Source organism: Pontibacter actiniarum (assembly GCF_003585765.1).
In the GTDB taxonomy this organism is placed as follows: Bacteria; Bacteroidota; Bacteroidia; order Cytophagales; family Hymenobacteraceae; genus Pontibacter; species Pontibacter actiniarum.
In genome coordinates this window covers 3,721,528-3,746,465 of record NZ_CP021235.1, presented here as the reverse complement: position 1 = coordinate 3,746,465, position 24,938 = coordinate 3,721,528, and the positions used below count along the sequence as shown (strand labels likewise).

The 24,938-nt window shown below is 50.1% G+C and carries 26 protein-coding genes; 4 read left to right on the top strand and 22 right to left on the bottom strand.

Annotated elements, in window-relative coordinates:
• Positions 1-90 precede the first annotated feature (90 nt).
• Positions 91-354, top strand: coding sequence for a hypothetical protein (locus tag CA264_RS16120; RefSeq protein ID WP_025608421.1), 264 nt, complete (start codon positions 91-93; stop codon positions 352-354).
• Positions 355-415: 61 nt separating this feature from the next.
• On the opposite strand, the gene CA264_RS16115 is transcribed toward CA264_RS16120, so the two are convergent.
• From CA264_RS16115 to CA264_RS16050, 14 genes are all read right to left on the bottom strand, one after another.
• Entirely contained in the window at positions 416-673 is a 258-nt protein-coding gene (locus CA264_RS16115; RefSeq protein ID WP_025608420.1) for a hypothetical protein, read from the bottom strand.
• A gap of 45 nt (positions 674-718) precedes the next feature.
• Positions 719-1,363, bottom strand: a complete 645-nt coding sequence (locus tag CA264_RS16110) for a hypothetical protein (protein ID WP_025608419.1) — start codon at positions 1,361-1,363, stop codon at positions 719-721.
• A 102-nt stretch (positions 1,364-1,465) separates the two neighbouring features.
• The gene (locus CA264_RS16105) at positions 1,466-1,999 is read right to left on the bottom strand and encodes a hypothetical protein (protein WP_025608418.1); all 534 of its coding nucleotides are present in this window, start codon (positions 1,997-1,999) and stop codon (positions 1,466-1,468) included.
• A 142-nt stretch (positions 2,000-2,141) separates the two neighbouring features.
• Positions 2,142-2,318: a hypothetical protein gene (locus tag CA264_RS21905; RefSeq protein WP_157593717.1), complete on the bottom strand. Its 177-nt coding sequence runs from the start codon at positions 2,316-2,318 to the stop codon at positions 2,142-2,144.
• Between the two features lie 508 nt (positions 2,319-2,826).
• Positions 2,827-8,859: a hypothetical protein gene (locus tag CA264_RS16095; protein ID WP_025608416.1), complete on the bottom strand. Its 6,033-nt coding sequence runs from the start codon at positions 8,857-8,859 to the stop codon at positions 2,827-2,829.
• Positions 8,856-10,289: a hypothetical protein gene (locus tag CA264_RS16090; protein WP_025608415.1), complete on the bottom strand. Its 1,434-nt coding sequence runs from the start codon at positions 10,287-10,289 to the stop codon at positions 8,856-8,858. Before CA264_RS16090 ends, CA264_RS16095 begins: the two co-directional genes overlap by 4 nt.
• A 10-nt stretch (positions 10,290-10,299) precedes the next feature.
• On the bottom strand, positions 10,300-10,707 hold the full coding sequence (locus CA264_RS16085) for a hypothetical protein (protein ID WP_025608414.1): 408 nt from the start codon (positions 10,705-10,707) through the stop codon (positions 10,300-10,302).
• A 22-nt stretch (positions 10,708-10,729) separates the two neighbouring features.
• Positions 10,730-11,161 (bottom strand): hypothetical protein, encoded by a 432-nt coding sequence (locus CA264_RS16080; RefSeq protein WP_025608413.1) that lies wholly within the window; start codon positions 11,159-11,161, stop codon positions 10,730-10,732.
• Positions 11,162-11,896: 735 nt separating this feature from the next.
• Positions 11,897-12,223, bottom strand: coding sequence for a hypothetical protein (locus CA264_RS16075; protein WP_025608412.1), 327 nt, complete (start codon positions 12,221-12,223; stop codon positions 11,897-11,899).
• A 770-nt stretch (positions 12,224-12,993) separates the two neighbouring features.
• The gene (locus CA264_RS16070) at positions 12,994-13,221 is read right to left on the bottom strand and encodes a hypothetical protein (protein WP_025608411.1); all 228 of its coding nucleotides are present in this window, start codon (positions 13,219-13,221) and stop codon (positions 12,994-12,996) included.
• 27 nt (positions 13,222-13,248) lie between these two features.
• On the bottom strand, positions 13,249-14,562 hold the full coding sequence (locus CA264_RS16065) for a hypothetical protein (protein WP_025608410.1): 1,314 nt from the start codon (positions 14,560-14,562) through the stop codon (positions 13,249-13,251).
• A 174-nt stretch (positions 14,563-14,736) separates the two neighbouring features.
• Complete coding sequence (locus tag CA264_RS16060) at positions 14,737-15,072, bottom strand: helix-turn-helix domain-containing protein (protein ID WP_025608409.1); 336 nt, start codon at positions 15,070-15,072, stop codon at positions 14,737-14,739.
• Between the two features lie 83 nt (positions 15,073-15,155).
• The gene (locus CA264_RS16055) at positions 15,156-15,992 is read right to left on the bottom strand and encodes a hypothetical protein (RefSeq protein ID WP_025608408.1); all 837 of its coding nucleotides are present in this window, start codon (positions 15,990-15,992) and stop codon (positions 15,156-15,158) included.
• An 11-nt stretch (positions 15,993-16,003) separates the two neighbouring features.
• Positions 16,004-17,257, bottom strand: a complete 1,254-nt coding sequence (locus CA264_RS16050) for a tyrosine-type recombinase/integrase (RefSeq protein ID WP_036777150.1) — start codon at positions 17,255-17,257, stop codon at positions 16,004-16,006.
• Positions 17,258-17,848: 591 nt separating this feature from the next.
• Between CA264_RS16050 and CA264_RS21900 the strand changes: the two genes are divergently transcribed.
• Positions 17,849-18,019 carry a hypothetical protein gene (locus CA264_RS21900; RefSeq protein WP_162912090.1) on the top strand — a complete coding sequence of 57 codons (171 nt, stop codon included), beginning with the start codon at positions 17,849-17,851 and terminating at the stop codon, positions 18,017-18,019.
• Positions 18,020-18,090: 71 nt separating this feature from the next.
• Here the strand turns inward: CA264_RS21900 and CA264_RS16045 are convergent, their stop codons facing one another.
• From CA264_RS16045 to CA264_RS16030, 4 genes are all read right to left on the bottom strand, one after another.
• The gene (locus CA264_RS16045) at positions 18,091-18,699 is read right to left on the bottom strand and encodes a sterol desaturase family protein (RefSeq protein ID WP_025608406.1); all 609 of its coding nucleotides are present in this window, start codon (positions 18,697-18,699) and stop codon (positions 18,091-18,093) included.
• Between the two features lie 99 nt (positions 18,700-18,798).
• Positions 18,799-19,305 carry a shikimate kinase gene (locus CA264_RS16040; RefSeq protein WP_025608405.1) on the bottom strand — a complete coding sequence of 169 codons (507 nt, stop codon included), beginning with the start codon at positions 19,303-19,305 and terminating at the stop codon, positions 18,799-18,801.
• Between the two features lie 76 nt (positions 19,306-19,381).
• Positions 19,382-20,488, bottom strand: a complete 1,107-nt coding sequence (locus tag CA264_RS16035; RefSeq protein ID WP_025608404.1) for a BT_3928 family protein — start codon at positions 20,486-20,488, stop codon at positions 19,382-19,384.
• Between the two features lie 78 nt (positions 20,489-20,566).
• Positions 20,567-21,121, bottom strand: coding sequence for a DUF1599 domain-containing protein (locus CA264_RS16030; protein WP_025608403.1), 555 nt, complete (start codon positions 21,119-21,121; stop codon positions 20,567-20,569).
• A gap of 35 nt (positions 21,122-21,156) precedes the next feature.
• Between CA264_RS16030 and folP the strand changes: the two genes are divergently transcribed.
• The gene (gene folP / locus CA264_RS16025; protein WP_051364494.1) at positions 21,157-22,023 is read left to right on the top strand and encodes a dihydropteroate synthase; all 867 of its coding nucleotides are present in this window, start codon (positions 21,157-21,159) and stop codon (positions 22,021-22,023) included.
• Entirely contained in the window at positions 22,020-22,859 is an 840-nt protein-coding gene (gene cdaA / locus CA264_RS16020; RefSeq protein WP_025608401.1) for a diadenylate cyclase CdaA, read from the top strand. Before folP ends, cdaA begins: the two co-directional genes overlap by 4 nt.
• Before the next feature lie 28 nt (positions 22,860-22,887).
• Here the strand turns inward: cdaA and CA264_RS16015 are convergent, their stop codons facing one another.
• The 4 genes from CA264_RS16015 to kbl form a co-directional block, all read right to left on the bottom strand.
• Positions 22,888-23,097, bottom strand: a complete 210-nt coding sequence (locus tag CA264_RS16015) for a hypothetical protein (RefSeq protein WP_157593716.1) — start codon at positions 23,095-23,097, stop codon at positions 22,888-22,890.
• A 42-nt stretch (positions 23,098-23,139) separates the two neighbouring features.
• Positions 23,140-23,346 carry a hypothetical protein gene (locus tag CA264_RS16010; RefSeq protein ID WP_025608399.1) on the bottom strand — a complete coding sequence of 69 codons (207 nt, stop codon included), beginning with the start codon at positions 23,344-23,346 and terminating at the stop codon, positions 23,140-23,142.
• A gap of 2 nt (positions 23,347-23,348) precedes the next feature.
• Positions 23,349-23,636: a hypothetical protein gene (locus CA264_RS16005; protein ID WP_025608398.1), complete on the bottom strand. Its 288-nt coding sequence runs from the start codon at positions 23,634-23,636 to the stop codon at positions 23,349-23,351.
• Positions 23,637-23,732: 96 nt separating this feature from the next.
• Complete coding sequence (gene kbl / locus CA264_RS16000) at positions 23,733-24,923, bottom strand: glycine C-acetyltransferase (protein WP_025608397.1); 1,191 nt, start codon at positions 24,921-24,923, stop codon at positions 23,733-23,735.
• Positions 24,924-24,938: the final 15 nt, after the last annotated feature.

Below are 24,938 nucleotides of genomic sequence, written 5' to 3'. Positions count from 1 at the left end.
AATATAATAATGTGTAAATGCACATGCATAGTAGCCTTAGTGGTGGGAATGCTTAGCTGTGCTCCCACCACTAAGCAAATCAACCAAAGCATGGATGCTTGGATTGAACATCACCAGTCAGAGCTATACCAAGCCTGGGGGCCTCCTACGCAGATCACCGAAGATGGCAACGGCGGCTCTATCCTCATCTACCAAGGCAACGTTAACTTAGGCCAACAGCCAGGGCAGATCAAAACCGCCTCCAACGGCACTACCTACTACACCACTCCTCAGAATGTCGGCTATACCCGCACACGCATGTTCTATGTAGACAGCAGCGGGAAGATTTATGGGCATAAGTGGCAAGGAAAATAGTTTTCATAAAAAACGGCACACCTGGTTGAGATGTGCCGTTTTGCTTTAGGGTACTGCATGCTTAGTTGAGCGTTATCGTGCTTAGCTCAGCCAATGTCTTAACTATATTGTCGAAGTCTTGGTTACTCTGCACAGACACACTGCTGCAGTCACCCCAGTTATAGTCTATAACGGCGGGGTTTATCTCCAGCAGAACGGCATGGATAGTGACAGAATCGCAGCGGACAACCTTCTGCAGCTGCTCCACTATTTCATTCTTCGTCTGCAAAACACCGGTCCATACTTGGCAGTAGTCGGCGTAGGTCTGTGTGATCATCATGGCATCTGTGCTTAAAGTCAAGACAAGTAAGTAAGTAACATCGACTTACGCAAGCGGGTTGCCGTTGTAGGTGCCATAGGGATTGGGCGAAGTGATCAGTGCGTTCTGCATATCCATGCCGGGAATCAGCGGCATTCCTGGCATCTGCTTTTTCTTCTGGCCAAGTGCAGTTGTGCCGATGCTGGCAAGGCCGGAGATAGCCCCGTTGATATTCTGGTTTGCCGCCTCGGTGAGCGCCGCCTTGGCCGCTGCCTTTTCCTGGTACTTCTGTTTCTCGTTCCAGTCCCAAGCCTTATCCTTGTACTGCGCCAGGTTCATCAGGCTCCCCTGCAGGTTCTGACGCTGCGCCGCCTGGTGCTGCGCACTTTGGGTGGCGAGATTTAGCAGGGAGTTGCTCTCATTGCTCTGTGCTGCCGCTATGGCAGCGAGCATGCTATTACCCGAGCCTGCCAACTGAGCGGAGCGTACAGCATTGGCTGTGGCCCCCTTAATGTTGTTTTGTGCTGTGCCGTAACCTGGCATGGCGGCGTTGGCCGACTGCCGGGCCATATCCACCGACTCATGCACGGCACCGGGTATGTTGTAAGTAGGTCGTACAGCGTTGATCCGGTTGGCTTTACGTTTCTGTAGAATGCCAGACACGCCCTGGTAAATGGCGGGTGCAGCGGCTAGTGCTAATAGTGGTAACATGTGATAGGTTGTTATGTGGTTCAGTATAAAAATACGACTTATGCAGCTGTATTTTGGGCAGAGTTAAGCGCCTGAACATCTACACATTCAGGCGCTTATGTACTAGTTAGATGATACCCTAAGCTGCAGTAGCTCCGCGGTAGTTGCCTGGTATGTCCCGGCTGACAACCTGAAGCTTTGGGAGGCAAAGGCACTCAGAAGTTCACGGCTGCTGGAAACGGTGACAGCCGGTGCTGCATCGCTTCGTTTGGTTTTGCGGCCGGGGGTGCCTTTCTCCTTCACCCACGCTTTCAGGCCGTCTCTATACGCCTTGTCGCCACGTAGTAAACCGTTCAGAATTCTGCATACAGTACAGAAACCTTCATCAGTTATGGATAGCTCCACCTCCACAGGGAAAGCGCATTTGCCGTAGCCGTAGGCTGTGTAGCTGGCATGGTTGCACACGGGGTAAAGCTCGGCGTTAGCCTCCATCAAGGCATAGTGCACCATGGCTGGCGTCACGTGCTTTCGGTTCGCGGCGACCTGCCAGTATTTGCCGGCGATTTCCTCAAGAACAGAGTTTGACAATGGGCTTATGTTGTTGCGCTCCAGCTCTTTTGTATAATCGATGTAGGTGATGAATTCTGCGAAGTTCATAGCGAAGAATTTAAAAGGTTAAAGGTTAATTTCTTTTGTTTACAGGTGTAAACAATCTTGACAAAAAAATATAGGCTCCCTCAGCCGGGATGATGCAAAGGTATAATATTGTTTACACATGTAAACAATATTGATAAAAAAATTATTTCAGTCGCTTAGGCGGGTGCTTCTCAATGTCGATGTACTTACGCTCCTCGCCTGAAGCATCAGGGATTATCACGGCGTCCAATATACCGCGCTCAATGCGTAAATAGATAGCCTGGCGGGTTACTCCGGCTTCTTTGGCATACTTGCCGATGGGAAGGTATTTTGTGCTCATGTGCTTTAAACTTATTTTGCTGCTTTAACGGCAAAGGTATTTAAAAGGTTTACATGTGTCAATAAAAAAATAGAAAGCTCGGTATAAAAGCCAGTACTTACAATCTCATAAGACATGTATAATGAGTGCGCCAGATCATAGCGGCGGTTTTCAGCTGGAGCTATACAGGGAGGGGGAGCAACGCAATGAGGCGCTGGCGGCATGGCTGAGCATAGCCAGCTCTGATACTAGTGTACATGTGCGCACCGATACACCCAGCACATATAAAGAAAAAACCAAAGCGGTAGGCCCAATTACAGACCGTACCCAGTCAGCAAAAGTCGTTTCCTTTTACCTCCGATAGCCCCCGCTCGCTGTACGATTATATCACACGCTCATACAGCTCACATTTTTTTAAATCGGGCATGAAAAAAGAGACCCCACCCGGTAGACAAAAGGGGGTAGGGCCTCTAATAGGGAAGTACCCGCCGTTTATAGCAGATACCCCCATTTTCATTTAAGCGTCTCTCTACCTGCGCAATTCAGCTTTTGCTTTCTTGGTTGCCGCCGCTTTCCATCCCTGTATCATCTCCTGCACCTCCCCCTGGTTCATGCGCTGCAGCCTGGCTAGGTTGTCTGTTATTTTCTGCTTGATGTACTGGCCTCTGATTTTGCAGAACATGAAATACTCCTCGTCTGTTAGGCCGCGCTCCTTGCCTTTGTCATAGATAACGATGCTGCCTTTGTATGGCTTCCGGATCCAGGCGTTATTGCGAACTATCAGATTCCACACCGGGTCTTCTTGCTGTGCTGAGGCAATACGGTCAGTGTCAGGGAAAACAGGCTCGCCCAGGCTGTTCACCATGTCGTTAAGCTGGTTACGGGCAATGGGAATATCACGCACCATCTTACCCAAAATGCTGGGGCTTTCCTTCATCGGGATATCTGCCACGGCCTGTACTTCCCTTGACACCTGTGTGAAAAGGTTAGGTACCACGAACGATTTCGCCGTGTTGGCAGCTGTCCGTTTGATATAGTTGCCGGCCTGATCAGGAGTGCCGCCATTCACAGCGCCCAGGAACTCACTCACCCCTTTGAGGAAAGTCATATCAGAGAAGTACTGAATGGTGTTGAGCAGGTAAATACCAACTTTGGCGGCGTAGCCCTCATCCTCCAGGCTGTGCCCGTTGTACTGCTCATCGTCACGGATGCGGCCAATGATAGACAAAGGAATAGCAAGCGGCGTGTTTTGGTAGCTGTACCAGGTGCCGCCGATTTTGATGCTGTAGCGTTGCCACCCCGTTTCTGCGAGCTCTGCCTGTGCCTTGTAATCACCCGGACCGTTGGCGGTGATCTGCAGCTGTGGCTCGTCCTCTCCTTCGCCTGGAGCTGACAAAGCATAAAGCGCGGTCGCAGCAAGCATGCCGGTGCCGGACTTGATCAGCAGCTTTGCCCGTTCCTCGGCCGTGTATTCCTTCCTGTACTTCTTGTTGCTATCGCTGTCGCTCAGCAGGTTGCCGGTACGCCCTTTGGCGGCTCGGAAAAGACCGTAAGGTGACCAGTCCAGGTAACTGTTAGCCACGTTGGAGATAATGCGCGTGAAGGGTACGATGTAGCTGGCTCCTTTTACGCTTCTGGTGATGCGCGCGATGTTGTCGGTGAGGAAACCAAGCGTACCCTGCGGATCATGGTTAAAGGTGCCCAGGCTGGCGAAATCGTGGGTGTCCTCCGCTAAGTCTACTGGCCGTGCTTGCTCCATCAGTTCAAATACCCGGCGCTTATAGTCGCTGCCTTTCAACCCTTCTTCGGTTGCCGTCTCCTCTGCCGCTGCTCTGCGCTCAGAAGTTCTAAATAGTGTCTCCGTCACCTCCTCCCACATCTGCTGCGTTGGCTTGCTTACTCCCGCTTCCCTGGCTTTGGCATAGGCCAGTTCATGGGCGCGCATTTCTTTCAATCCATAATAGGAGAACGTATCGGATGCCTCCATGATGCGCTGCACGTACTTGAGGTAGTTGAATGGATTCCAGTTACCGCCTTTGAAAGTCACTCTTTCCAAAGCGTTAGGGATGTTGATTTTCCCACCTCGTACCGGGGATTCTCCCGTTTTCAGCACGTTCAACGCCTCCCATCTTCCGCGGGAATACCCTTGTACTAAACCGTTTAGCAGGAATGGCAGCGCCTTCGGGTGCATGACAGTCGATGTGTACAGCTCCCCCGCCGTCTGGTTCAGGTTGGCAAAGGCGTTGATCATCTGCGTTGAGTAACCTGAAAGAATATTGGCATACCAGATGCTGCGCGCTAAGTCCACAGTGGCAAAACCTTTGATGCCTTCCTGGTACTTCAGCAGCTCCTGCAGGGCCTTATGCTTGGGTATACCGTCTTTGGCACGCTGCGCTTTGTCAGCGAGCTTCAGGATAGTTGCTGTCTGTTCAGGGGTGAGTTTCGGCAGCCCCATCTTATCGGCGTACAGGTCAGCCAACTGCTGATCAGAGAGGGCCCCCATGTTGGAAAGCTCAATAATCTTGTCGTGCAGCTGCTTTGACTGAGTAGGTGTTAGCCTCTCCTTTGGTGTCAGCGTCTGTTTTAAAAGCTGCTGCTTCTTTTTCGTGGCAATGGCAGAGAACTCTTTCTGCACCAGGTTCGCCAGTGCTTTCGCTTCATCGCCTGTTAATTTGGACTGCTCCACCAGTTTATCCGCAAGCGTTTTACCGGTCTGGTCCACAACCGTGAAGTGCTTTTTAACAACGGCGGCAATGTTAATGCCCTCCTCCTTCATGGCCTTCTGAATCGCGGCTTTCACGTTGCCCTTCTCCAGCGCCTGGGCAATGCTCTGCTTATTTGCCTCGCGCACTGCCTTTGCCTTTTTATCCAGGGACGGCTTTACTTTCTTCAGCTCTTCCTTACGGGTTTTGTCCACCTGCTTACGGGTGTTGTAGAGCACGCGCTCCGGAGTTGAGTTGGCGACTACCCGGTAGGCCTGCAGCTCCTGGCCAAGGAAAGTGCCCCGCTCCACTTTGGCGGAGGTGATGGATTCGGCTTTATCAAAGTACAGCTGCGCCGTTACCTCGTCACCCTCCTGCAAACGCTGTGTGCCCAGCTTATCAAAGTGTGTGATCAGCTTATCGCGCAGCAGCGCTCGGGTAGCAGGGTGCATGCCGTTGTCCATGTCCAGTGCGTCGCGGGTTGCTACCTCGGCGCCTTTGATTTCAATGAAAGCATCGGCCTCAGCACTGTTCAGTTCATTGGTTGTGGGAATGTACTTTTTATCCTGCTCCGTGATACCGTTTTTAAAGTCCTCTGATAAGTCCGGGGAGGCGAGTAGGCGCTGTGTATGCCTGCGGTCTTTCGTGGCGGCAGCGGGCGCCTGTGGCGCTATCTCGGCACGTTTCAGGATAGCAGTTATATCGTCCTCTGATAGCTCCTCAGCACTGGAGAAAAGCGCCCGGTGCTCAGCTTTAAGTTTAGCCGCAATTTCCTTGATGCCCACAATCCCTTCCTGCACATAGGTAGCCGCCAGTTCCGCATAATCGCCGATCAGGTCAACCGGCAAGGCATTCAATCGGCCGGCGGACTTTTCTTTGATGCGGTCTTTGATGCTTTGGCGCTTCTCCTGAATGGCAGACCGTTGTTGGTCGAACTTGCTAGCCGGTGCTACTTCTGCTTCTGCCGTGCTCTCGCTTTCGCCTCCTCGATCAGTCGGGTTAAGGCCCGCAGACTGTCCACCTGCTGCTTCGTTGCCGTTGGTTTCGGTTTGCCCGGGTTTTCGAATATTCCCATTGCTTCTGTTTTCATTTACCAGTGCTTTTAGCTCCGTGATATCCTGCTCTGACAAATCATACACCCACGCCAAACCGTCGATCTCCTTAGAGTTTAGCTTGCCATGCAGCGTGTCATAGTTTACTGTGCCATCCTCGTTCAGGATGCCCTCTGAACCGATAAAATCTTTGATAGATTTACTTCCGGAGAATGCGGCATCAAGTTCCTGCTCACTGGCAGTAGAGGTGGGCAACGGCGTGTTGCTCAGATATTCTTCAATGCTCGGGTTGCTCCGCCTTACCACCCCGGCCCCTTCCTGCGTGGAGACTTCAAAGAAACCGTCTTTGCTGGCCTTCTCCACCACGTTGAGCAACTGGTTTGCCCTGTTGGTATTCTTGCCTTGCTCAATATCGGCTAATGTTCCTTTCAAGTCAGAGTCTCGGGAAATGCCAAGGCCCAGCCCCTGCAGCAGTTTCGGGTTAGTTTTCGCCTGCTCCAGCAAGCGGCTCGCAATGTCCTGCACCTGCTGGCTTCTCTCGGCCAACGGCGCAAAGTCCGGAGCCGGTGACGTCGGCGTGTCGGAATTCTTCACAGACACTTTCTTGCCGGTAGCTTTGTCGATCAGCTCAAACTGCTTCTTCTTTTTGTTCTCCTTCAGCTCCAAACCGGCTTTGTCTGCCTCAGCAGAGAGCTGCACCAGGCGCTTGCGTGCCTCCTGCTCCTGCGGCTTGGTGCCTTTCAGCTGTTCGCTTAAAGCCTGCACGGAGGAAGTCAGGGTGTTGCGCTGCTGCAGTGTTTTACTCTCCAGTTGTTTGGCCTCGTACTGCTTGACTGCGCTTTTATAGTTGACAGCATCCGGGTTGGTCAGCTCTTTCCCGGTGGAAGTATTGGTGACTTTATAACCATCGTCTGTTTTCTCAACGGAATAAGATGCCTTGCCAACCATGAAGGATTCCTTGACAGTTGCTGTACCATTTTCGTGAGGCGCTGCAAATGGTGCCTCCGCCTGCTCCGGATCTGCACTGGCTGCGGCTTCGGTGGAATTATCGCTACCCGCTGCATCACCTGGGACCGCTTCTGATACGGCTACAGCCGGTTTCTCTTTCTTTTTAGGGACATACTTCGTCACTCCGTTTTCGTCAGTGACAGCTTCCCATGCACCCAAATCCTTTACAGCAGCCTTATCTAGCGTAGGCTCTGCGTTTGTCACTGAAATTGGCCGCTCAGCTCCGTCCTTTGTCTTTACCTGTACCTGCTTGGCCTCCTTTTCAAGGCCCTCGCCATAGTACACTTTGTCGCCATAGCGCTTCACTTCCGGTTGTAGCTGCGTTAGCTTTTCCTCCAGTACTTCGCGGATATCCGGGTTAAGGTCCGGCTTTTGCAGCTCCTGCTCAATTACTGCTACCTTGGACTCCTGAGACGGTGCGGTTTTACCTGCCACGGCACCAGCTGTGCCACCGACGATACCACCCACAGCGCCAGCGGCGGCCGACTCTTTCGCCACGTTCAGCAGCGCCTCCTCCATGCCGTTCTCCAGCGTGCCGTAGTTGCCTTCTCCCTTCTTCTTTCCTTCACCCACAGTGGCATCGTAGGCAACCTCCGAACCTTCCTGCAGTGCGGTCTGTGCCGCCTCTGTGGCGCCTTCTGATGCAGCTGATTTCAGTACCTGCTTACCGTGCGTCTTTACTACCTCTGGCATGATCTCCGCCACGGCTTTGGAAACAGACTGTACAGAAAGTTTACCACCGGTTCGCTCCAGTACTTCTTTAGTCAGCGTACGAACGACGGCAGGAGTGGAAACCACTTTATCCAAACCGATGCGCTCCAGCATACCCATGGCCGGCGCCAGCACAGCGCCCAGGGCAACCTTATCCTCATCGGAAACACCCGCCTCATCGGCTGCGTCATACACAGACGATAAGCCCATGGCGCCGCCTGCGATAACAGCGCCAGTGCCTCCGGTAGCTGCCCCTGCAACCATAATCTGCGCCATATTCGCCCCGGCCTCAGCCAGTGTGCCGAACCATGCACGAGGCGAAGTAGGATCATCGGTGACGGACTTCATGCCTTCCGGGGAAACATAGGCAGAAAGATCTTTGGAGGTGCCGCGCATCGAGTCTGCCCACTGGTCGGTGATCTTATCATCGGTCACCATGCCGCCCCCCTGCATCTGCCAGGCATCGCCCAGGAACTCGGTCACGTTGCCGGCAGTGTTCACTAATCCGGGAATGAGCGCGTTGTAGCCCCTCGCCCCTACGTCTTTCAAGCCGCCGATAAAGCCTGTGCGGTCTGACTGCGATACGTCTGGCAGGTGCTTGGTAAGTTCTGGATCGGGTAACAGCTGCTGATACACCTCAGCACCAGGCATTTCTGCGGCAGTTACGCCACCCGATGCCTGTATATTCACCTCCGGCAGTACGTTTGGCTGCTGGTTCAGTGCCTGCCCGTTGTTGAGCATGATCTGCTCGTAAGGGTTTGCCATTGTCTGCTCGGCCATGGCCCTTGCCTGCGCTGCCACAGGATCCGCTGCAGGTTGCTCCACTATAGGCGCTGCTTCTTCTGTAGCCGTTGGCTGTTGCTCAGAGAATGGGTTACCGTACTTTTTCAGGTACTTGGACGAGAAGGCGGCAGAATCCAGATCTTTGAAATAGTTCTGCCTGAACTCATCCAGTGCCTTGTTAAACAGAGCCTCATCAGTGAGAAGCTTTGTCTTTATCTGGTCGAGGTGCTGCCCATCATAGTGCTTGTCAGCAATGAATTGGATAAGTCCCTCGTGTGGGTTTTTGTTAGCGTGCTGTTTGCTCATTGTAGCTTTATGCCGTATGGGTTGTTTACTTCTGGCTCATCATCGACTGAGATGTTGTAGGGATTGGCCGTTTTCTTAGGCGTGTCTGCGCTGTAGGTCTGGTTCCCTTCCTGAAAGAGGTTGAGCTTTTTAGCGGCGGCATCAAACTGCTCAGGGGAAACTTTGCGCTTCTCGCCTACCAGTGCATCGTAGATGTTGTTTGCCTCATACTGCCATCCTGGTTTAGACATATCTATCTTCACCTTGCGAGTTTGTATGTGCTTTTCTCCAAACTCATCAGTGGTTTCGCCCTCGGCTATCTCCAGCTCTAGCACAGGGGCTTGGCTCAACCCGTACAGGTCTTTGGCGCCCGACAGCTCACCGCCTGGCACCGCTACCTTTTTATCATGGACAAAACGTGCGCTTACTACATTTTTGCCGCCTAGCTTGCCATTAAGGAGCGCGTTTGCTTGCTCCACATTACCGGTGCGCATCGACTCCATCCACTTTACCCGGTCTATGGCGCTATCCTCCTCTTCCTGCTTGGTTTTGTTGTCGTTGGCTAGCTGGCGGTTATAGTTTTTCCACTTCCAGTACAGGTCATCAGAATCATAATCCTCCTTCACCTTTGTTCGCTGCCGTGCCTCTACCGCTTCATCTATGAAGTTGTCAAAAAATGGCTTGAAGCCGCCGTGCTTCTCTTTTTCCTCACTGCTCAAGTAACCATACTGAAGGCGCGCCGCCTCTACAAGCTTCGGGTTAGAGGAGAGGGTTTTCCTCATGTTCTCATTCTGATCTTCTGAAAATTTTGAGATGGAAAATGTCTTCTTACCTCCTTTGCCATCCAGCTCAAGACTCTCCGACTCATTGGGCTGGAACTCTTTGAGTGACGAAGCAGCCATTGCAGGCAAGTCGTATAGCCGCTCCATTTGAAGCCTGATCTTCGCCCGTTCCTGCGGTGTGGCAGCACCCTTATATTGGTTCAGCAAGGCCTCAGCCGCGGTAGCACGGACTGAGCCATCGTCGATACCTTGGTACTTCGACACGAATGAATCATAGTCCTTCTTCTGCTGCGCGGACATCATCGCCAGACCTCGCGCCTCCGTTATCATCTGGCTGAGCTTAGCGTACTCATGCGGGTTCTTTAGCGCGTGGGTAGGGTCTACTCCTGCAGCAAGCATGTTGGATGTGTAGTCGCGTATGCCCTGCATGCTATCAGAAATTAGTTTGTGGTCCGGCGCCCAGTAGTCGCCAACGTCAGGGATAATTTTACCCAATCTTTCTGCTGCTGCCTGCTCCTGCTCCGCCTGCTGTTGCTCGGTGCGTAGTTGGTCCTCGCGCTGCTGCTGTTGGCGCTGCTGTAGAATGTCTAATGGTGTTTTCCAGCCGTTCGGAAGAATAAAGGCTGCGCCCCGTGATTGCGGGTTAAACTGTGATAATGCGTCTGCCATAGTATGGGGGTTATACCGCGACCTGCGCGATATCGTGTCGGAAAATTTTGGTTAGGTTAATGGCTGCTCTGACGATTTCGATGCCTCTTGCGGTCAGGGAATAACTAGCAACCTTCTTGCCTCGGGTCGATTTTGTGGTATGCATTTTCAGAAGCGCCTCATCACCTTCGCACATGTCTTTAACTGCATAGTATATCTTCTCTTTACCGGACGTACTATAAGCCAGCAGTGCACATATCTCAGGCACAGATAGGGTCAGCACTTCGTCGGATGGTTTGTTACTGTAACTGCCGATCAGGTTGACGATAGCGGCGTTGAGCGGCGGTAGGCCATACTCTTTGTTTAAAACTCGTTGCATCCGATAGCCGACAGACAGAATCTGCAGCATATCCGCATCGTTTAAGTGTTTGATTCGCATAGTGTTGGTTTAGTAAAGATTATTAGGATTCACTTACAGTGACCTCGTACTGACTCTCATGTCCCAGGTAGATTCTCATATCATCGCGGTACATTTTGGTAAGCTCAATGTGCCGCCGTATCACCTTTAGACCGTAGTAAGCGACGCTGTACTGAACCGGCGCCCAGTTGTCATGCCTGTCTAAGAATGGCTTCTCGCCTTGCGACAGAGCTTCTACCCTTTTATAAACTTTGTCCCTGTTGCTTTCGCTGTACCCGGTGAGTAGTACCAGGTCACGAACCGATAGCAGTGGCCTTCTATAATTGGCAGATGAGGTACCAATAATGAGTAGCATGTCTAGATCAAGCTGCTGCAGGTCAAATTCCCGGCGAACGTAGCTATCTACCCGCCGTCGTACGGCACTTGCTTCTAACAGTGCCCTATCATCAATGCTTTTGATTGACCTTATATCCATGTTTTTCAGCTGGTTTTGCTTATAGGATAAAGGTACAAAGCGTTTGTTTTAATTTTTTTCAGAGTTTTATCGACGCATGCAGCACCAGACATGGCGCACTTAGATGTGCATTAAGACATACTAACTCTAGCTACTTTAAACACTTACCACCAAACAGTTAGCCCCTTTCCAGCCTCCGACAAAGGCGATTCTACCGCTTATTAAGGCATAATACACTTCTGCAAAGAGGCTCTGTTACAATGGTTTTAGAGTGTATTACACTATAATAATGCGATTGGTAGCACAGGTACAGTTTCATTTACACGTGTTGCTCTCCAGAAAAAACGAGTAGAAAAGGCGTTGTAACTGTCTTTTTTTAATATGATTAGAAACAAAGACTTATAGCAGGCTTTAGTAGTTAAACCTTTTATTTTGGCGCTAAAGTGGCAAAGTGTGTGCCGGATACGTCTTTTTATTCTTTAGCTGCTTAGCTTTTCTTCGTTATATCATTAGCAGAAATATAGTTTTTACAAGAAAAGAAATCAAGCCTGTTTAACTGTAACCAAAAAGAAAAGAGGAGTGGAAACACTAATTATTGGAATACTTGCTTTGACTGTGTTTTTGAAGACTCTTAAGGAGAAGTAGAGAGAGGAGGGGGTGTGAAATGTCAGCCTCTTCCATTATTACAAAATAATTAGATGCTTTGAAAGCAGGCGAGGGTATGCCTACAATTGCACAAGCAAAATTCAGAGAGGACTAGTGAGGGCGAATTCTGCGCTCCCGCTCCACGCGCTCCAACTCTTCTATGGTGTACATATTTGGCCTAGACTTCTCGTAGGTCATACTATACTTTTTGTGGAAGTCGTATAGTGTAAGCTTCTTGATGCCTAAAAACTCAGCAGCCTCATCGGTGGTAAGTTTCCGCTTTCCCAACCATCTATCAGGAATTGGCTTTGGGCCCTTCTCCTTTATTCTCTCCATTGCTTTTTCAATTGACTGCTCCATTACATAGTCAATAAGGTTTAACAGGTCCGCCCCACTTATTTGGTAAATGCCGTTGGGGGTAATGTGGTGTAGTTTCATAAGGTTTATCTAAATCCTAAGCCATTTAATGGCAACTCATTTATTTTTGTAGGCATAAACATAGACTAAGTTTAGTGAGCAAAAACGCCGCACCAAGTAGGTTTCTGCCACAGAAACACAATAGTAAGGCTAATGCTGTCACAAGCTGCTGCATTATTCACACCAACTTAAAGCCTTTGTGGAGAGCGTGAGATATTTAAGAGTTATAGTCTTCAAGCTACAATATTCTTTACTTATGTATTCTGTTTTTACCATACTAATCTAGCTTACAACATATTAGGTCAACACCACCTAAATAACAACTTTTTGTACTGTAGCCTAAACGTTACTAAAATCGCCCCACTTATTCTACTATATCTACGTTTTCTACATGTAGCTTTTCTACATGTAGCTTTTCTTCATGTAGAAAAGCTGCGTATTAAGCCTGGGCAATTCTGTCTATGCACAGGAGTGTTCTTCAGGTTCATCCATTATATTCAACTACAGCTTTATTCCCTCACTTAGGTGAGCTTACAGCCAAATTTCCTTAGCCTCCTGATATAGCCTTACATAAGTATGTGAACAACATCCCACTGGATAGCCAATCTGTTCTGATATAGCTGATAATATAGAACATAAGGCACTTTTCTACCAATAGGATTTATTATATTTGTATATGACTATGTGATTAACATAAGACTTTTAGGTCTGCTCTACCCTAAAACAAAAAGCCCCAAACGTGTGGTAGCGTTTGGGGCTTTCTTCATTATATAGCTGTGTTACAGCAAGTGTTACTTTGTAAGGAGTATGTCATTTATAGTAAGGGAGCTTATTTCTTCCGCTTCCATTTCTGGATCAAGTTCTGCTGATTTTACTTGGGAATCATGGGCTACCCTGGCAAAAACCTTTCGCTCTGCCTGATTAACTATGGTTATTAAAACACCGTGTGGGTTTAAATACTGCTCTACCGCTGATAACATATTTAAATGGCCATTTTTTGTTTTTGTATCTTCTTTCATACTTAGGCCTAAGGTAAGGAAATAGCCCTATAATTCAAATGGCTGTCCATTGTCTAAATATTGCGCCTTGAGTGCAGGGTAGATGCTGTACTTATTAGCAAAGGACTCCAAGATTGCAGCTCCCACTATTTTTGCGAATGGTTCTGTTGTAACGATTGAATCATGAATTGTCAACATGTTCACCTTGCCATTATTTTCTAACATGAGCCTATTACATGTTGTGTCAATTATTAGGTTGGCCTCCCGCTGCATCATGGTAATGGGCAATTTTGCATAGTCATTTTTAGGCTTATAGTCACAGATAAGCTTATATACATTAGGGAATACCTTCTCAAACAGCTGAGTTACTTGGGTATAGTACCTGGCTTTATGTTCAGGCTTTCTGCACTTTTTCGGATCCGGGCAATAAAACACCTCCGCAAAAAGCGTTTCTTTGAAATGATTCCGGGTCTCATCATCTGTTGAATAGCCTCCCAACTCTAGCAGGTGGTTGTACAGTAACCCTTGCTCACACAGCTTCTTATACTTTACTACATCCTCCGGCCACTCCGCCCGGAAGTATTCAGGGAACAGTGTGCACAGGATCAACGGCTGTGAATTGCGCAGATCTAACTCTACCAACCTTTCACCGCTTCTGTGCCTCCAGAACGCCCTATACTCTCTACGCATTAGGTTTAACTCATGGAAAATGCGTCTTGTTTTGCCATCCCTTATGAAGAAGGTTTCACTGTTGTTCACCGATTCAATTAATCGCAAATCAGTTAAATAAGCTAGTGAAGCAGCATCATCTATATTCTGTAACTCTTTATCTCCTCGCCAGTACTTTTCTTCTATATAGCTATAAACTTCAGTATCAACATAAAAAGAATCATAATGCTTTCTCAAATGCTTTTCGTGATTCAGCTTAGGCACATAAGCGCTCCCATGCTTTGACTTTTGAACACGCTTTGCTATCCCCTTATCTACAGGCAAGGCAACCAAGATTGATTCCATGTACTTAGAACCAATCTTGTAACCTTTTGACTCTGCATTGTCTGGATCCATGTATGCCGGTACGTAGTGCTCATCACATAGAAGTATTCCACTATTTTTAAGTATGGTCATTACTTCATGGTAAAAGTTAGCCGTAACAGCTGCACTAATTAGCTGTGAATGGATTGGTGCAAACCCGTTGTGCTTATGCTCAATATATCTTCGTTTGAAAGCCTGTTGCTCCAGCACTTTGTGGACTACCCATAAGTATTTATTCAAGTGCCGCTGTTGACTATCTGACAGGATTGATTGAAGTTCTTGCACAACCGGTTCTGGCACAATTAACCTGCCGGTTGTTTTTTTTGCCATGGCTGCTCTATCGAAGTGCGGCTGTAAGTGGTAGTAGTCGCACTTTGAGACTATTTGATGTTAGGAAACTAGTTTTCGTGAACCCAGTTTATCTCTAATGTGCTGGGTTCACCACTTTACTAGCTCTGATGTTATTACAAAACAATTGGATATGCAGGGCAGACAGGATTATCATTACCCCCTCTTTCCTGCTGCAGCTAGTTCGGCCTCAGCTTCTGCTACTACTTCGCATGCAGTTTTGATTCTGCCGGCCTGCACCCATTCTGTTAGTTCAGATTTAGAAAAGTACAGGCGTTTGCCCTTTTTGCTATGAGGTATTTCGCGGCGTTGAGCTAGAGCGTATATGGTAGGGACTGCTAATGACAGGAGTTCAGCGGCTTCTCTTACTGTCATCAGTTTTTCAGCTGCGGTGTCGTTAGAACCTTGGCTAAACCTGCTGCTAAACAAGTCAAGTAATAGCGCCTCAATATTGCTCAGCCTCGCATCGATAGTTTCAAAAGGATTTCCCATTGTCTCAATTTGCTTTTTGTTGTTGAGACAAAGTAAGTAGCTAACAAAGGAGGTAAGGGGAGGTAAGGGGTTACGTAGGGTGCTTACTTTTTTAGAGTCGCGGTTTTATGCTCCCTCTTTGCTGCTTCAAGTGCTACAGGATAAGAGTCAAGCATACTGATAGCTAATTCTAGGTTCCGTGTATGGTTTGGGTTAATGCGCTCTAATGCGCCTAGCCTAGGCTGGCTTATCGTGTTGTAATGTTGTTGCAGGGCTTTCCAACTGCTACTGGAGGCAAAACCATGCTCAGCGGCAACTCTTTTAAGAGCTTGCTCCTTTCCTCCTTCCATGTTCTCAAAAGCATCCATATTCCCAGCGCCCTGTAGGTAATAACAGTAAAGCGCCAGGGCTCTTAGAGTCAGCTTTGATTGTCGCGCGTCTCCAGGTACTTTGATCTGTTCTGTGGCAGCGGGCTTCTCCAGTGCTACTATCTCCTTCTCTAAGAAGCGTATAAATTGATCATATGCCCCAACATACAAGCTGTATTTATCATCATTCTCTACGCTGCAGGATTTGTTATAGCTTTCTACTAACTTAGTGCGTGCAGCAGCAGCATTAACTATTGCTCTCCCTATAAATAAGGATAAGTTAGGCGTGGGGCTGTTGTTTAACAGGTCCTCTTTCTGCTGCTGGTAATGCCACACTAAACTGTCAAAACTGTATAGGTCAGACCATAATATCCGGCCGTCTCGCTTAGTGTGCAAATTATTGGCGGCGTAGCTCTGGAACGGCAGTTGCTCCTGCTCCTCTAACAAGTAATTAAAATAGCCTTGCTGATATTCGCCTAGACTTGCTATATGCTGCTCTATTCGCTCCCGCTCTTCGGGCTTATTTAAGTATAGCGTAGCCAAATCATCCGGTGTAAGCTCTTTGTAACTCATGGCGCAACCTCCTAAAACTCCATTAATTTATCTGCAATCTCACGCTTTACAGCGTCTTCAAAGCCGCCCCAATAGTTAAGGGTAGTTTTCAGGTCGTTGTGCCCTAAGCTCTCCTGTATCATTTCCATGCTAGCGCCGTTACGTATTGCATTGGTAGCAAAGGAATGACGTGCCCAATAAGTGGAGATATCACCTGTTAACCCTGCCGCTTTTGCGAGGTTCTTAATATGCTGATTGATGAAGCGGGTAAATTTTTTAACGCACCGGTCCTGCTCCTCTGGGCTCATCCCCTTGGCCAGAATCGGGAATATATAATTACTTGGGCTCTTATCCGGATTGCCGTACTTGTCTATTACTGAGATTGGAAACTCTGACAGAGCAACCACTATAGATTTATGATTGGCCTTTGTTGTGTCTATGGTTTTCGCTCTACTAAACACTAGACTATCATTTTGTAAGTTGCTATACTTTAGATTGGCAATATCCTTGATGTTTATACCGCTGCAGGTATAGCTGAAAAACCAAAAGTCTCTGGCTTTTATCTGCTCAGGGATCAACACATCAAATCTAAAGAGCATGCCTAGTTGTTCCTTGCCAAATGCTTTCTTTACATTCCGCCCTGCAGGTATCTGATACTTGCGCTTACCGAAAGGGTACAGGTCTTTGTGTATATCTCCTGCTTCTATGGCGTTATTAAAGATCGCTCTTAGAGGCCGCAAATAAATACCCACTGTTGTACGGCTCTTTTCCTTAGACAGCATCCAACGTTCATACCCGTGCAGGAAGTCAACTGTAATGCTGTCGAAAAATATACTTGTAGCACCGCCCTTGCCTTTAGAATTCACAAACTCTAGCAGACTCTTTAAGCTTAGATCATAGTTGGAAACCGTGGCAATCTTACCTTTCTTCTGCAGGTCTTTTATATACTCTTTATAATGATATGCCGCATCATTGGCAGACTGCTTCTCCCTAAACAGTTCGCGCTCAAATTTCTCAAAGGTAAACACACTTAAACCATCTGCTACCTCAACAGCTCGTTGTTCCTTTGCCAATAATTTTAGCTTAAGCTCCTTGTCCTCATTCCGGGGCTTTACAGCGTTGTAGGAGCGTTCAAATGCTTCAATGGTCAAATCCATGCCGAGCGGGAAAAGCTTCTGCGTGCGCTGCTTTCCGTTGCTTACATACACCCTTAGCTTAACGGGGTATAAGTTGTTTGCTTTTGCTCTCCTTGTGTCTAGGTAAACGCTGATATGAGGCTTTATCATAGGTGCTAAATTTATCGCTTCAAGTTACGCATTTGCATACGATTTGCATACGAGTCATATCAATATTTATTCAAACCTATTACATCCTATTAGTAAAACATCTAAATTAGCCCATAAAAATACCTTTTATCAAAAAGCATTTTCATTAATTACAAATCGATTATGACTGTTAATCAGGGGGTCCCTGGTTCGAGCCCAGGAGGGGGAGCAAAAGCCACTCAGAAATGAGTGGCTTTTTTGTTTTTATACCATTTGCGCCACGCCACGCCAAGGCGCTGCTGCAGGGTGTGTGCTGTCAAAACCGAACAAAGCAGGGACAGGACCCGAAGTTTTCCTCCGATCCTTTAGGGCTACTTTAAACAGTAGCTACAGCCATCTAGCGGCTTTCAGGGAGATGCCCACCGTACCGCATAGGTGCGCCACCTATTATTCACTTCCCGGCGCTGTTTGCCCTGAGAGAACAGGCGTGGCCGCTAACCTTTTCCCCGTCTACACAGTACCATTAACATGGCAATATGATCATATTTCGCCCTGGCTATACTGTTGCCATACTTTGGTTTAGCCAACGGCAGAACTTAACGTAATAAAACTATGAAAAATATAAGGATGTACTTAATGACGCTGCTCGTGCTGCTAATGTTTACCATGAGTAGCTGTGAGCTGGTTGGAGATATTTTCGAGGCAGGCATGTGGACTGCCCTGATCATTATCGTGTTGATTGTGATACTGATCACCTGGCTCTTCCGAAAGCTGAGGAGATAAGCGCAACAAATAAAAAAGGAGCCTCGAAAGGGGCTCCTTTTTTATTTGTCTCTACAGTAGGGTGCGTCCGTTTATCTGGATCGTTTCGGCATGGTGCCCAGGATGTAGTCCCAGAGTGGCGACGACACGCCGAATGCCTTCTCATGGTCTTTGTAGTGGTGGATGCTATGGTTGATCCACAGCTGCTTCAGGAAGTTTTTCGGTGGCGGGTAGGCATGCACGACATAGTGCACCAGCAGGTACATCGCGTAGCCGAACAACACACCGGCCACAACGCCGAACACAAACGTGCCGAAGATCACCTTAAAAATAAAGAAGAAGGCAGAGGCATAAAGTATACTTACCACCGGCGGCATTGCCAGGCGCTTCTTGTCTTTCGGGTAATCGTGGTGGTTACCGTGAACCAGGTACTGAAAACGAGCCTTTGAGGGCGTGCTGGTGTCCATGTGGAACACGTAGCGGTGCGCCAGGTACTCGATCAGTGTAAATATAAACCAGCCCAGGAAGAAAAAGCCAACGGCCTCCAGTATGCTGATAAAGCTGTGGGTGATGCCATAGTAGATCAGCCCGGTGGCTATCACCAGGAATATCGTAATCGGTATGGCAATGTGCGTTCTGGTCATTTTCTCCAGAACCGGGTTCTTAAAGAGCTGTGCGCTTCCTTTATGATTAGGTTTCATAGTTAGTTTTGATGTAATCTTTAACGCTGCAAAGCTACTTAAAATTTTAGACCAAGTCACTCTTGTTGCGGCTTGCCTTCTCTATAACGAGGCTTTTAGCTATAGGTTAAGAAGCCGTAACACGGCATCCACACCCACCGTTGCCCCGGGTAAAGTATGGCTCGCGCGCTCGTAGAACTGCCTCCGGTGGGTTAATGTTTCGGCAAGGTACGATTTCAGCTCATCGGCACGCTTGCCCGCCAATAGCGGCCGCTCTTCCTGCCCCTGGGCTATCAGCCTTCGCGCCAGCTCATCTACCGGCACATCTATAAAAAAGCTTGCGCCGTGGCGGTTTATGAAAGCCATGTTGTCGAAAAAGCAGGGCGCGCCGCCTCCGGTAGCGATAACCGCCTCCTGGTGCAGCTGCACCACTTCCTGCAGGGCCTCCCGCTCCAGCTCCCGGAAACGCTCCTGGCCTTGCTGGGCGAAAATCTGCGAAATGGGCTGCCCCTGCTGCCGCACAATGTGCTCGTCCAGGTCCAGGAAGGTGTACCCGAGGCGCTGCGCAAGCTGCCGGCCCAGCGTGGTTTTGCCGCAGCCCATCATGCCAACCAAAAAGACGAGCATCTTTGTAATTTATGTGTTACGGTTTATCAACAGAAGCTGCAGGCATCGCATAGAGGAACTTGCCTCCTTTGGTAGGCTATTTCTCCTCCGGCGCCAGCAACTCTTTCACCTCTTCTATCTCCGGCGTGTCGTTGTGGTGCCATTTGCCCATAACGGTGCCATCCTGCAGCAGTAGCAAGCCCGGGTTGGAGCGGATGATGGTTTTCAGGACGGTGCCGTCGCCGAAATAGTAGGGCGCAGCCAGGTTAACCTCATGCCGGAACACCTCAAAATCCTGCGCGCTGCTGCTGGTGACAACCATTGGGGTGATACCGGCAGCCTCGGCAGCCTTTACAAGCTTGTTTATACTTTCGAAGTTCTTTTGCTCTGCTTTGGCCACACTCTGAACGATGATCAGCAGCTTTTGGCCGCTCAGGACCTCCTGGGTAAAGTCGCCCTCGTCGTTCCAGACGTTAAAGTCCGTGATCTTAGGGCCATCCTCCGGGTTAACGGCTACCATTTCCTTAAAGGTATAGGTCTGGTCGGTCGGGTACTCCTCAAACTCCTCCTCCTCGCCGTTTTTAGTCATGATGTACTTGTAGCGGAGCGGGGCAGAGGGTTTCATGAGCGCCGGGATGTTGTTGCCTTCTTTGTAAGCGCGGAAGTCGATGTAGGGCAGGTGCTCATAGGCATACCAGCCCACCGCCACAGACAGGGCCGCGGTGATAATGGTGATAACCGCGCCGGAGGCCGGGCGCATGAACGGCGGCAGGTACCGCTGTGTGAAAAGCAGGATCAGGATCATGACCAGCAGCACCACATCCTTGGTGAAAGACTCCCACGGCGTGAGCACAATGGCGTCGCCGAAGCAGCCGCAGTCGGTTACCTTGTTAAACCAGGCCGAGTAGAAGGTAAGGAAGGTGAAGAACACGATCATGATGAGGAGCAGCCACAGCACCAGCTTCAGCCTGAACCGCACCAGCAGGGCTACCCCCAGCACAATCTCCGCCGAACTCAGGAAGATGGACAGGAACAGGGAGTAGGGCTCAAAGCTTTTGAAAAAGGGAGCGATGTCAGTGGAGAACACCTCAAAGTATTCTTCCAGCTTGATAGCTGTGCCTACCGGGTCGTTTATCTTAATGAGGCCCGAAAAGATGAACAGCACGCCTACAAACAGCCAGCAAAACTTGCTTATGAACTTCATCAACTTGTGTTAAAGAGTTAGAACGTTAAAAGGTTAGGGCGCTGCCCCAAGCCCGTGCCGGGGAGAGCCTCCGGCGGCTTACTTTGCCTGCACAGCAAAGCCTGACTTGATCAGCGCAAACACCGCGTAGTTGATCATGTCGCGGTAGTTGGCCTCCACACCCTCTGAAATCAGCGTCTGGCCCTCGTTATCCTCGATCTGTTTGGTGCGGTAAAGCTTCATCAGGATAATGTCGGTGATGGAGCTCACGCGCATGTCGCGCCAGGCCTCGCCGTAGTCGTGGTTCTTGGCGTTGAGCAGCTTGATGTTTTCCTCGATGTGGTGGGTGTACTGCTGCTCCACCTCGCTGGCAGACAGGCTCATCGGCGCGTCGGCTGGTAGGTGCAGCTGCATCAGGGCGATAACGCAGTAGTTGATAATGCCGGCAAACTCCCCGTTGATATCGTCCTCCACCAGCTGCTTGCCCTTCTCCTGGATGGAGCGGATGCGCTGGGCCTTGATAAAGATTTGGTCGGTGATGGAAGGCAGCCGCAGCACCCGCCAGGCGGTGCCGTAGTCTTTCGTCTTCTTCACGAAAGTATCCTTGCAACGCTGTACTACCTGATTATATTCCTGCAGTGTTTGACTAATCAACTTTTTAGCTTTAATTTTAAAAATAATTGACCCACATGCCAACATTGGAAGCGAAAGATACGCTTTTTAAGAAAAAAACCACACTAAACTGCCGCGGAAAGCTCCTCTCGCTGGAGACACCGTTGGTTATGGGCATTCTAAACCTAACCCCTGATTCCTTTTACCCCGGCAGCCGCCTGGGCTCCCCCGCGGAGGCTGTGCAGAAGGCCGGGCAAATGCTGGCCGACGGTGCCGACATACTGGATATCGGAGGGTACAGTAGCCGGCCGGGCGCTGTGGACATTTCGGCGCAGGAGGAGCAGGACCGCGTTGTCCCGGCCATAGAAGCCGTGCTGCAGCACTTCCCCGAGGCGGTTATTTCCGTAGACACTTTCAGGGCCGATGTGGCCGAGGCAAGTATAGCCGCCGGTGCCGCCATCATCAACGACATTGGCGGAGGCTTGCTGGACGAGGCGATGTTCGAAACGGTGGCGAGGCTGCAGGTGCCTTACATCCTCATGCACATGCGCGGCACGCCGCAAAGCATGGCTGGCCTGGCGCAGTACGACGACCTGGTGGTGGAGGTGTTGGACGAGCTACAGGTGCAGGTAGGCAAGCTGCAGCAGCTAGGCGTGAAGGACATTGTGCTGGACCCCGGCTTCGGATTTGCCAAAACCGTGGAACATAACTATGAATTGCTTCGCCGTATGGATGATTTCCGTATCTTCGGCTTGCCCATACTTGCCGGGCTCTCGCGCAAATCCATGGTGTACAAATCGCTGGGCATTAACCAGGCCGATGCCCTGACGGGTACAATAGCCGTGAACACCGTAGCGTTGATGAAGGGTGCCGACATCCTGCGGGTGCACGACGTAAAAGAAGCTAAGCAAACAGTAATACTTTTAGAGAAAACAAAACTTTGATCTTTTTATTCAGCATAGGTTTTTTAGAGATTGAGCTGCTCGATATCATCGATATCCTGCTCGTGACGGTGCTGCTGTACCAGCTGTACAAGCTGCTGACCGGCAGTGTGGCGCTGAAGATCTTCCTGGGTCTGCTCTCTATTTACCTGCTGTACCTGGTGGTGCGCGCCGCCGGCATGGAGCTGCTGAGTATCATCCTGGGGCAGTTCATGGGCGTGGGGGTGCTGGCCGCCATCATTGTGTTCCAGCCCGAGATCCGGCGCTTCCTGCTGCTGATCGGCAAAACTACCTCGCTGAACCACGACCGCTTCTGGGGCTTTCCGTGGCGCCGCGAGCAGAGCGAGAAGCTTAGCCTGACGCCTTTTATAGAGGCAGCCAAGACGCTGGCGGGCAAAAACACCGGAGCGCTCATTGTGTTCACCAAGAGCTCTGAGCTGAAATACTACGCCGAGTCCGGCGACCTGATTGATGCCGTGATCTCCAAGCGCCTGCTCATGTCGATCTTCAACAAGAACAGCCCGCTGCACGATGGGGCCGTGATTATTTCGGGGAGCCGTATCAAAGCCGCCCGCTGTATCCTTCCGGTGTCAGAGAACCAGGAAATACCGGCCTCTATGGGGCTGCGCCACCGCGCGGCCATTGGTTTGACGGAGATCACAGACAGTGTGGTGCTGGTCGTTTCTGAGGAAACGGGGCAGATTGCCCTGGTCCGCAACGGCGAAGTGTACCGCAACCTCTCCTCTGCTGACCTGCGCGTAAAGCTGAACCAGTTCCTGTTCGATACCGACCAGAAACCCGCCGCCGCTGTTTCAGAAAAGTCTGTTAGCGCCGCTTAGCAGAGCAAATCCGCTACACTACACTCAACTAGCTCTTCCTGTAGTACTGCACCAGTACATAAGCTATCCCCAGGGGCAGCAGTATGCTGTAGGCCCTGAACAAGTTGATCTCATTGTAGAGAGACAGCAGCAAAGGGCCCAGCAAAACCCCGCTGATAATGCCGGCATGTATGGCGTGCCGTGTTCGCTTCTTCAGCTCTGTGTTGTCCGGGGCTAGCATATCCTCAGGTTGTTTCATGGCTGCATGTTGGCGTCTGCCTACGGGAGGAGAGGGCGGCGTTTAGATTCTCCCTTCTTTCCTGTACCATACCAGCCAGTAGGTGGCAACGCCAAGCGCAGGTATCAGCCACAGTATCGCCATCCAGATGAGGCGCTGGCCCAGGTGATAGTTCGATTTAAAGATGAGGTGAATGAGTGCCACAATAACCAGCAGGTAGTTGAGCGAGACCAGTAGAAAGATGGCAGGGTGCCGGGCAAGTAACTCCATGTTTAGAATAGGGTTTCACTAACGAACCACATCAGGTAAAGCAGCGCTGGCGCGAGCAGCAGCAGAATGGTGCCAAAGTGCACGCGCGTCCACTGCGGGTTAAGCAGCATGCTCAGGTAAGCCTCCACCGACAGCAGCAGTGAGAAGTAGAACGTAATCTGCAGCAGCGTGTACATTATATCCGCCTCTCCGCGCATATCCGCCGTGCTGTAAGCCAGAAACGAAATCACCATCCACGACAGCACCGTGCCCAGCAGTACCTGCCCTGGCTTGATCTTTATGTTATTCATACCTCTGCTTTTCCTGTGTGTGATACAAGGTATAAAAAAACAAAGCCACTCCCATAGCAGGAGTGGCTTTTCTATACTTCAAGTTTGGCCTGGCGGCTATTTGATCACGCCGAGTTCTTTGCCTACTTCCACGAAAGCGTTGATACACTTATCGATGTGCTCCTTGTCGTGCACGGCGGACAGCTGCACACGGATGCGCGCCTGGCCTTTTGGCACTACCGGGTAGTAGAAACCGATTACGTAAATGCCTTTCTCCAGCATGCGGGCGGCAAACTCCTGCGCCAACGGCGCGTCGTACAGCATCACCGGAACAATCGGGTGGTCGCCCGGCTTAATGTCGAAGCCGGCGCGTGTGATCTGCTCCCGGAAGTATTTGGTGTTCCACTCCAGCTTGTCGCGTAGCTCTGTGGTAGCGCTCAGGGTGTCGAGCACAGCAATAGAGGCGCCTACAATAGACGGAGCCAGTGAGTTAGAGAACAGGTACGGGCGCGAACGCTGGCGCAGCATGTCAATGATCTCTTTACGGCCAGAGGTAAAGCCTCCCATGGCACCACCGAGTGCTTTGCCCAGTGTGCCTGTGATGATGTCTACCTTGCCCATCACGTTGTGGTACTCGTGCGTGCCACGGCCGGTTTTGCCCATAAAGCCTGTAGAGTGCGAGTCATCCACCAACAGCACGGCGTTATACTTGTCGGCCAGTTCCACAATCTTATCCAGCTGCGCTACGGTACCGTCCATCGAGAAGGCGCCGTCGGTCACGATTACGCGGTGTTTGGCACCCTGTGCCTCCTGCAGCTTTGCCTCCAGGTCAGCCATGTCGTTATGGTTGTAGCGGAAACGCTGCGCTTTGCACAGGCGAATGCCGTCGATGATGGAGGCGTGGTTCAGGGTATCTGAGATAATGGCCGACTCCGCATCGAACAAAGGCTCGAACACACCGCCGTTGGCGTCAAACGCAGCCGCATACAGGATGGTGTCTTCCGTACCCAGGAACTCAGATATCTTACGCTCCAGCTCTTTATGGATGTCCTGGGTGCCGCAGATAAAGCGTACCGAGCTCATGCCGTAGCCGTGCGTATCGATGGCTGCCTTGGCTGCCTCAATCACCTTTGGGTGAGCCGAGAGGCCCAGGTAGTTGTTGGCGCAGAAGTTAAGCACGTGCTGCATCTTGGTTGTGTCGATGTCAGCGCCTTGTGGCGTAGTGATAATGCGTTCCTGCTTATACAAACCTGCCTCTTTTATCTCGGCAAGCTGCTGTTCTAAATCTGGTTTTAGCGTTTCGTACATAGTTTCGTTTATCGT

Coding starts and splice junctions, on each gene's coding strand:
- CA264_RS16120 (WP_025608421.1), top strand. CDS start 91: ATGGATGCTTGGATTGAACATCACCAGTCAGAGCTATACCAAGCCTGG.
- CA264_RS16115 (WP_025608420.1), bottom strand. CDS start 673: ATGATGATCACACAGACCTACGCCGACTACTGCCAAGTATGGACCGGT.
- CA264_RS16110 (WP_025608419.1), bottom strand. CDS start 1,363: ATGTTACCACTATTAGCACTAGCCGCTGCACCCGCCATTTACCAGGGC.
- CA264_RS16105 (WP_025608418.1), bottom strand. CDS start 1,999: ATGAACTTCGCAGAATTCATCACCTACATCGATTATACAAAAGAGCTG.
- CA264_RS21905 (WP_157593717.1), bottom strand. CDS start 2,318: ATGAGCACAAAATACCTTCCCATCGGCAAGTATGCCAAAGAAGCCGGA.
- CA264_RS16095 (WP_025608416.1), bottom strand. CDS start 8,859: ATGAGCAAACAGCACGCTAACAAAAACCCACACGAGGGACTTATCCAA.
- CA264_RS16090 (WP_025608415.1), bottom strand. CDS start 10,289: ATGGCAGACGCATTATCACAGTTTAACCCGCAATCACGGGGCGCAGCC.
- CA264_RS16085 (WP_025608414.1), bottom strand. CDS start 10,707: ATGCGAATCAAACACTTAAACGATGCGGATATGCTGCAGATTCTGTCT.
- CA264_RS16080 (WP_025608413.1), bottom strand. CDS start 11,161: ATGGATATAAGGTCAATCAAAAGCATTGATGATAGGGCACTGTTAGAA.
- CA264_RS16075 (WP_025608412.1), bottom strand. CDS start 12,223: ATGAAACTACACCACATTACCCCCAACGGCATTTACCAAATAAGTGGG.
- CA264_RS16070 (WP_025608411.1), bottom strand. CDS start 13,221: ATGAAAGAAGATACAAAAACAAAAAATGGCCATTTAAATATGTTATCA.
- CA264_RS16065 (WP_025608410.1), bottom strand. CDS start 14,562: ATGGCAAAAAAAACAACCGGCAGGTTAATTGTGCCAGAACCGGTTGTG.
- CA264_RS16060 (WP_025608409.1), bottom strand. CDS start 15,072: ATGGGAAATCCTTTTGAAACTATCGATGCGAGGCTGAGCAATATTGAG.
- CA264_RS16055 (WP_025608408.1), bottom strand. CDS start 15,992: ATGAGTTACAAAGAGCTTACACCGGATGATTTGGCTACGCTATACTTA.
- CA264_RS16050 (WP_036777150.1), bottom strand. CDS start 17,257: ATGATAAAGCCTCATATCAGCGTTTACCTAGACACAAGGAGAGCAAAA.
- CA264_RS21900 (WP_162912090.1), top strand. CDS start 17,849: ATGAAAAATATAAGGATGTACTTAATGACGCTGCTCGTGCTGCTAATG.
- CA264_RS16045 (WP_025608406.1), bottom strand. CDS start 18,699: ATGAAACCTAATCATAAAGGAAGCGCACAGCTCTTTAAGAACCCGGTT.
- CA264_RS16040 (WP_025608405.1), bottom strand. CDS start 19,305: ATGCTCGTCTTTTTGGTTGGCATGATGGGCTGCGGCAAAACCACGCTG.
- CA264_RS16035 (WP_025608404.1), bottom strand. CDS start 20,488: ATGAAGTTCATAAGCAAGTTTTGCTGGCTGTTTGTAGGCGTGCTGTTC.
- folP (WP_051364494.1), top strand. CDS start 21,157: ATGCCAACATTGGAAGCGAAAGATACGCTTTTTAAGAAAAAAACCACA.
- CA264_RS16015 (WP_157593716.1), bottom strand. CDS start 23,097: ATGAAACAACCTGAGGATATGCTAGCCCCGGACAACACAGAGCTGAAG.
- CA264_RS16010 (WP_025608399.1), bottom strand. CDS start 23,346: ATGGAGTTACTTGCCCGGCACCCTGCCATCTTTCTACTGGTCTCGCTC.
- CA264_RS16005 (WP_025608398.1), bottom strand. CDS start 23,636: ATGAATAACATAAAGATCAAGCCAGGGCAGGTACTGCTGGGCACGGTG.
- kbl (WP_025608397.1), bottom strand. CDS start 24,923: ATGTACGAAACGCTAAAACCAGATTTAGAACAGCAGCTTGCCGAGATA.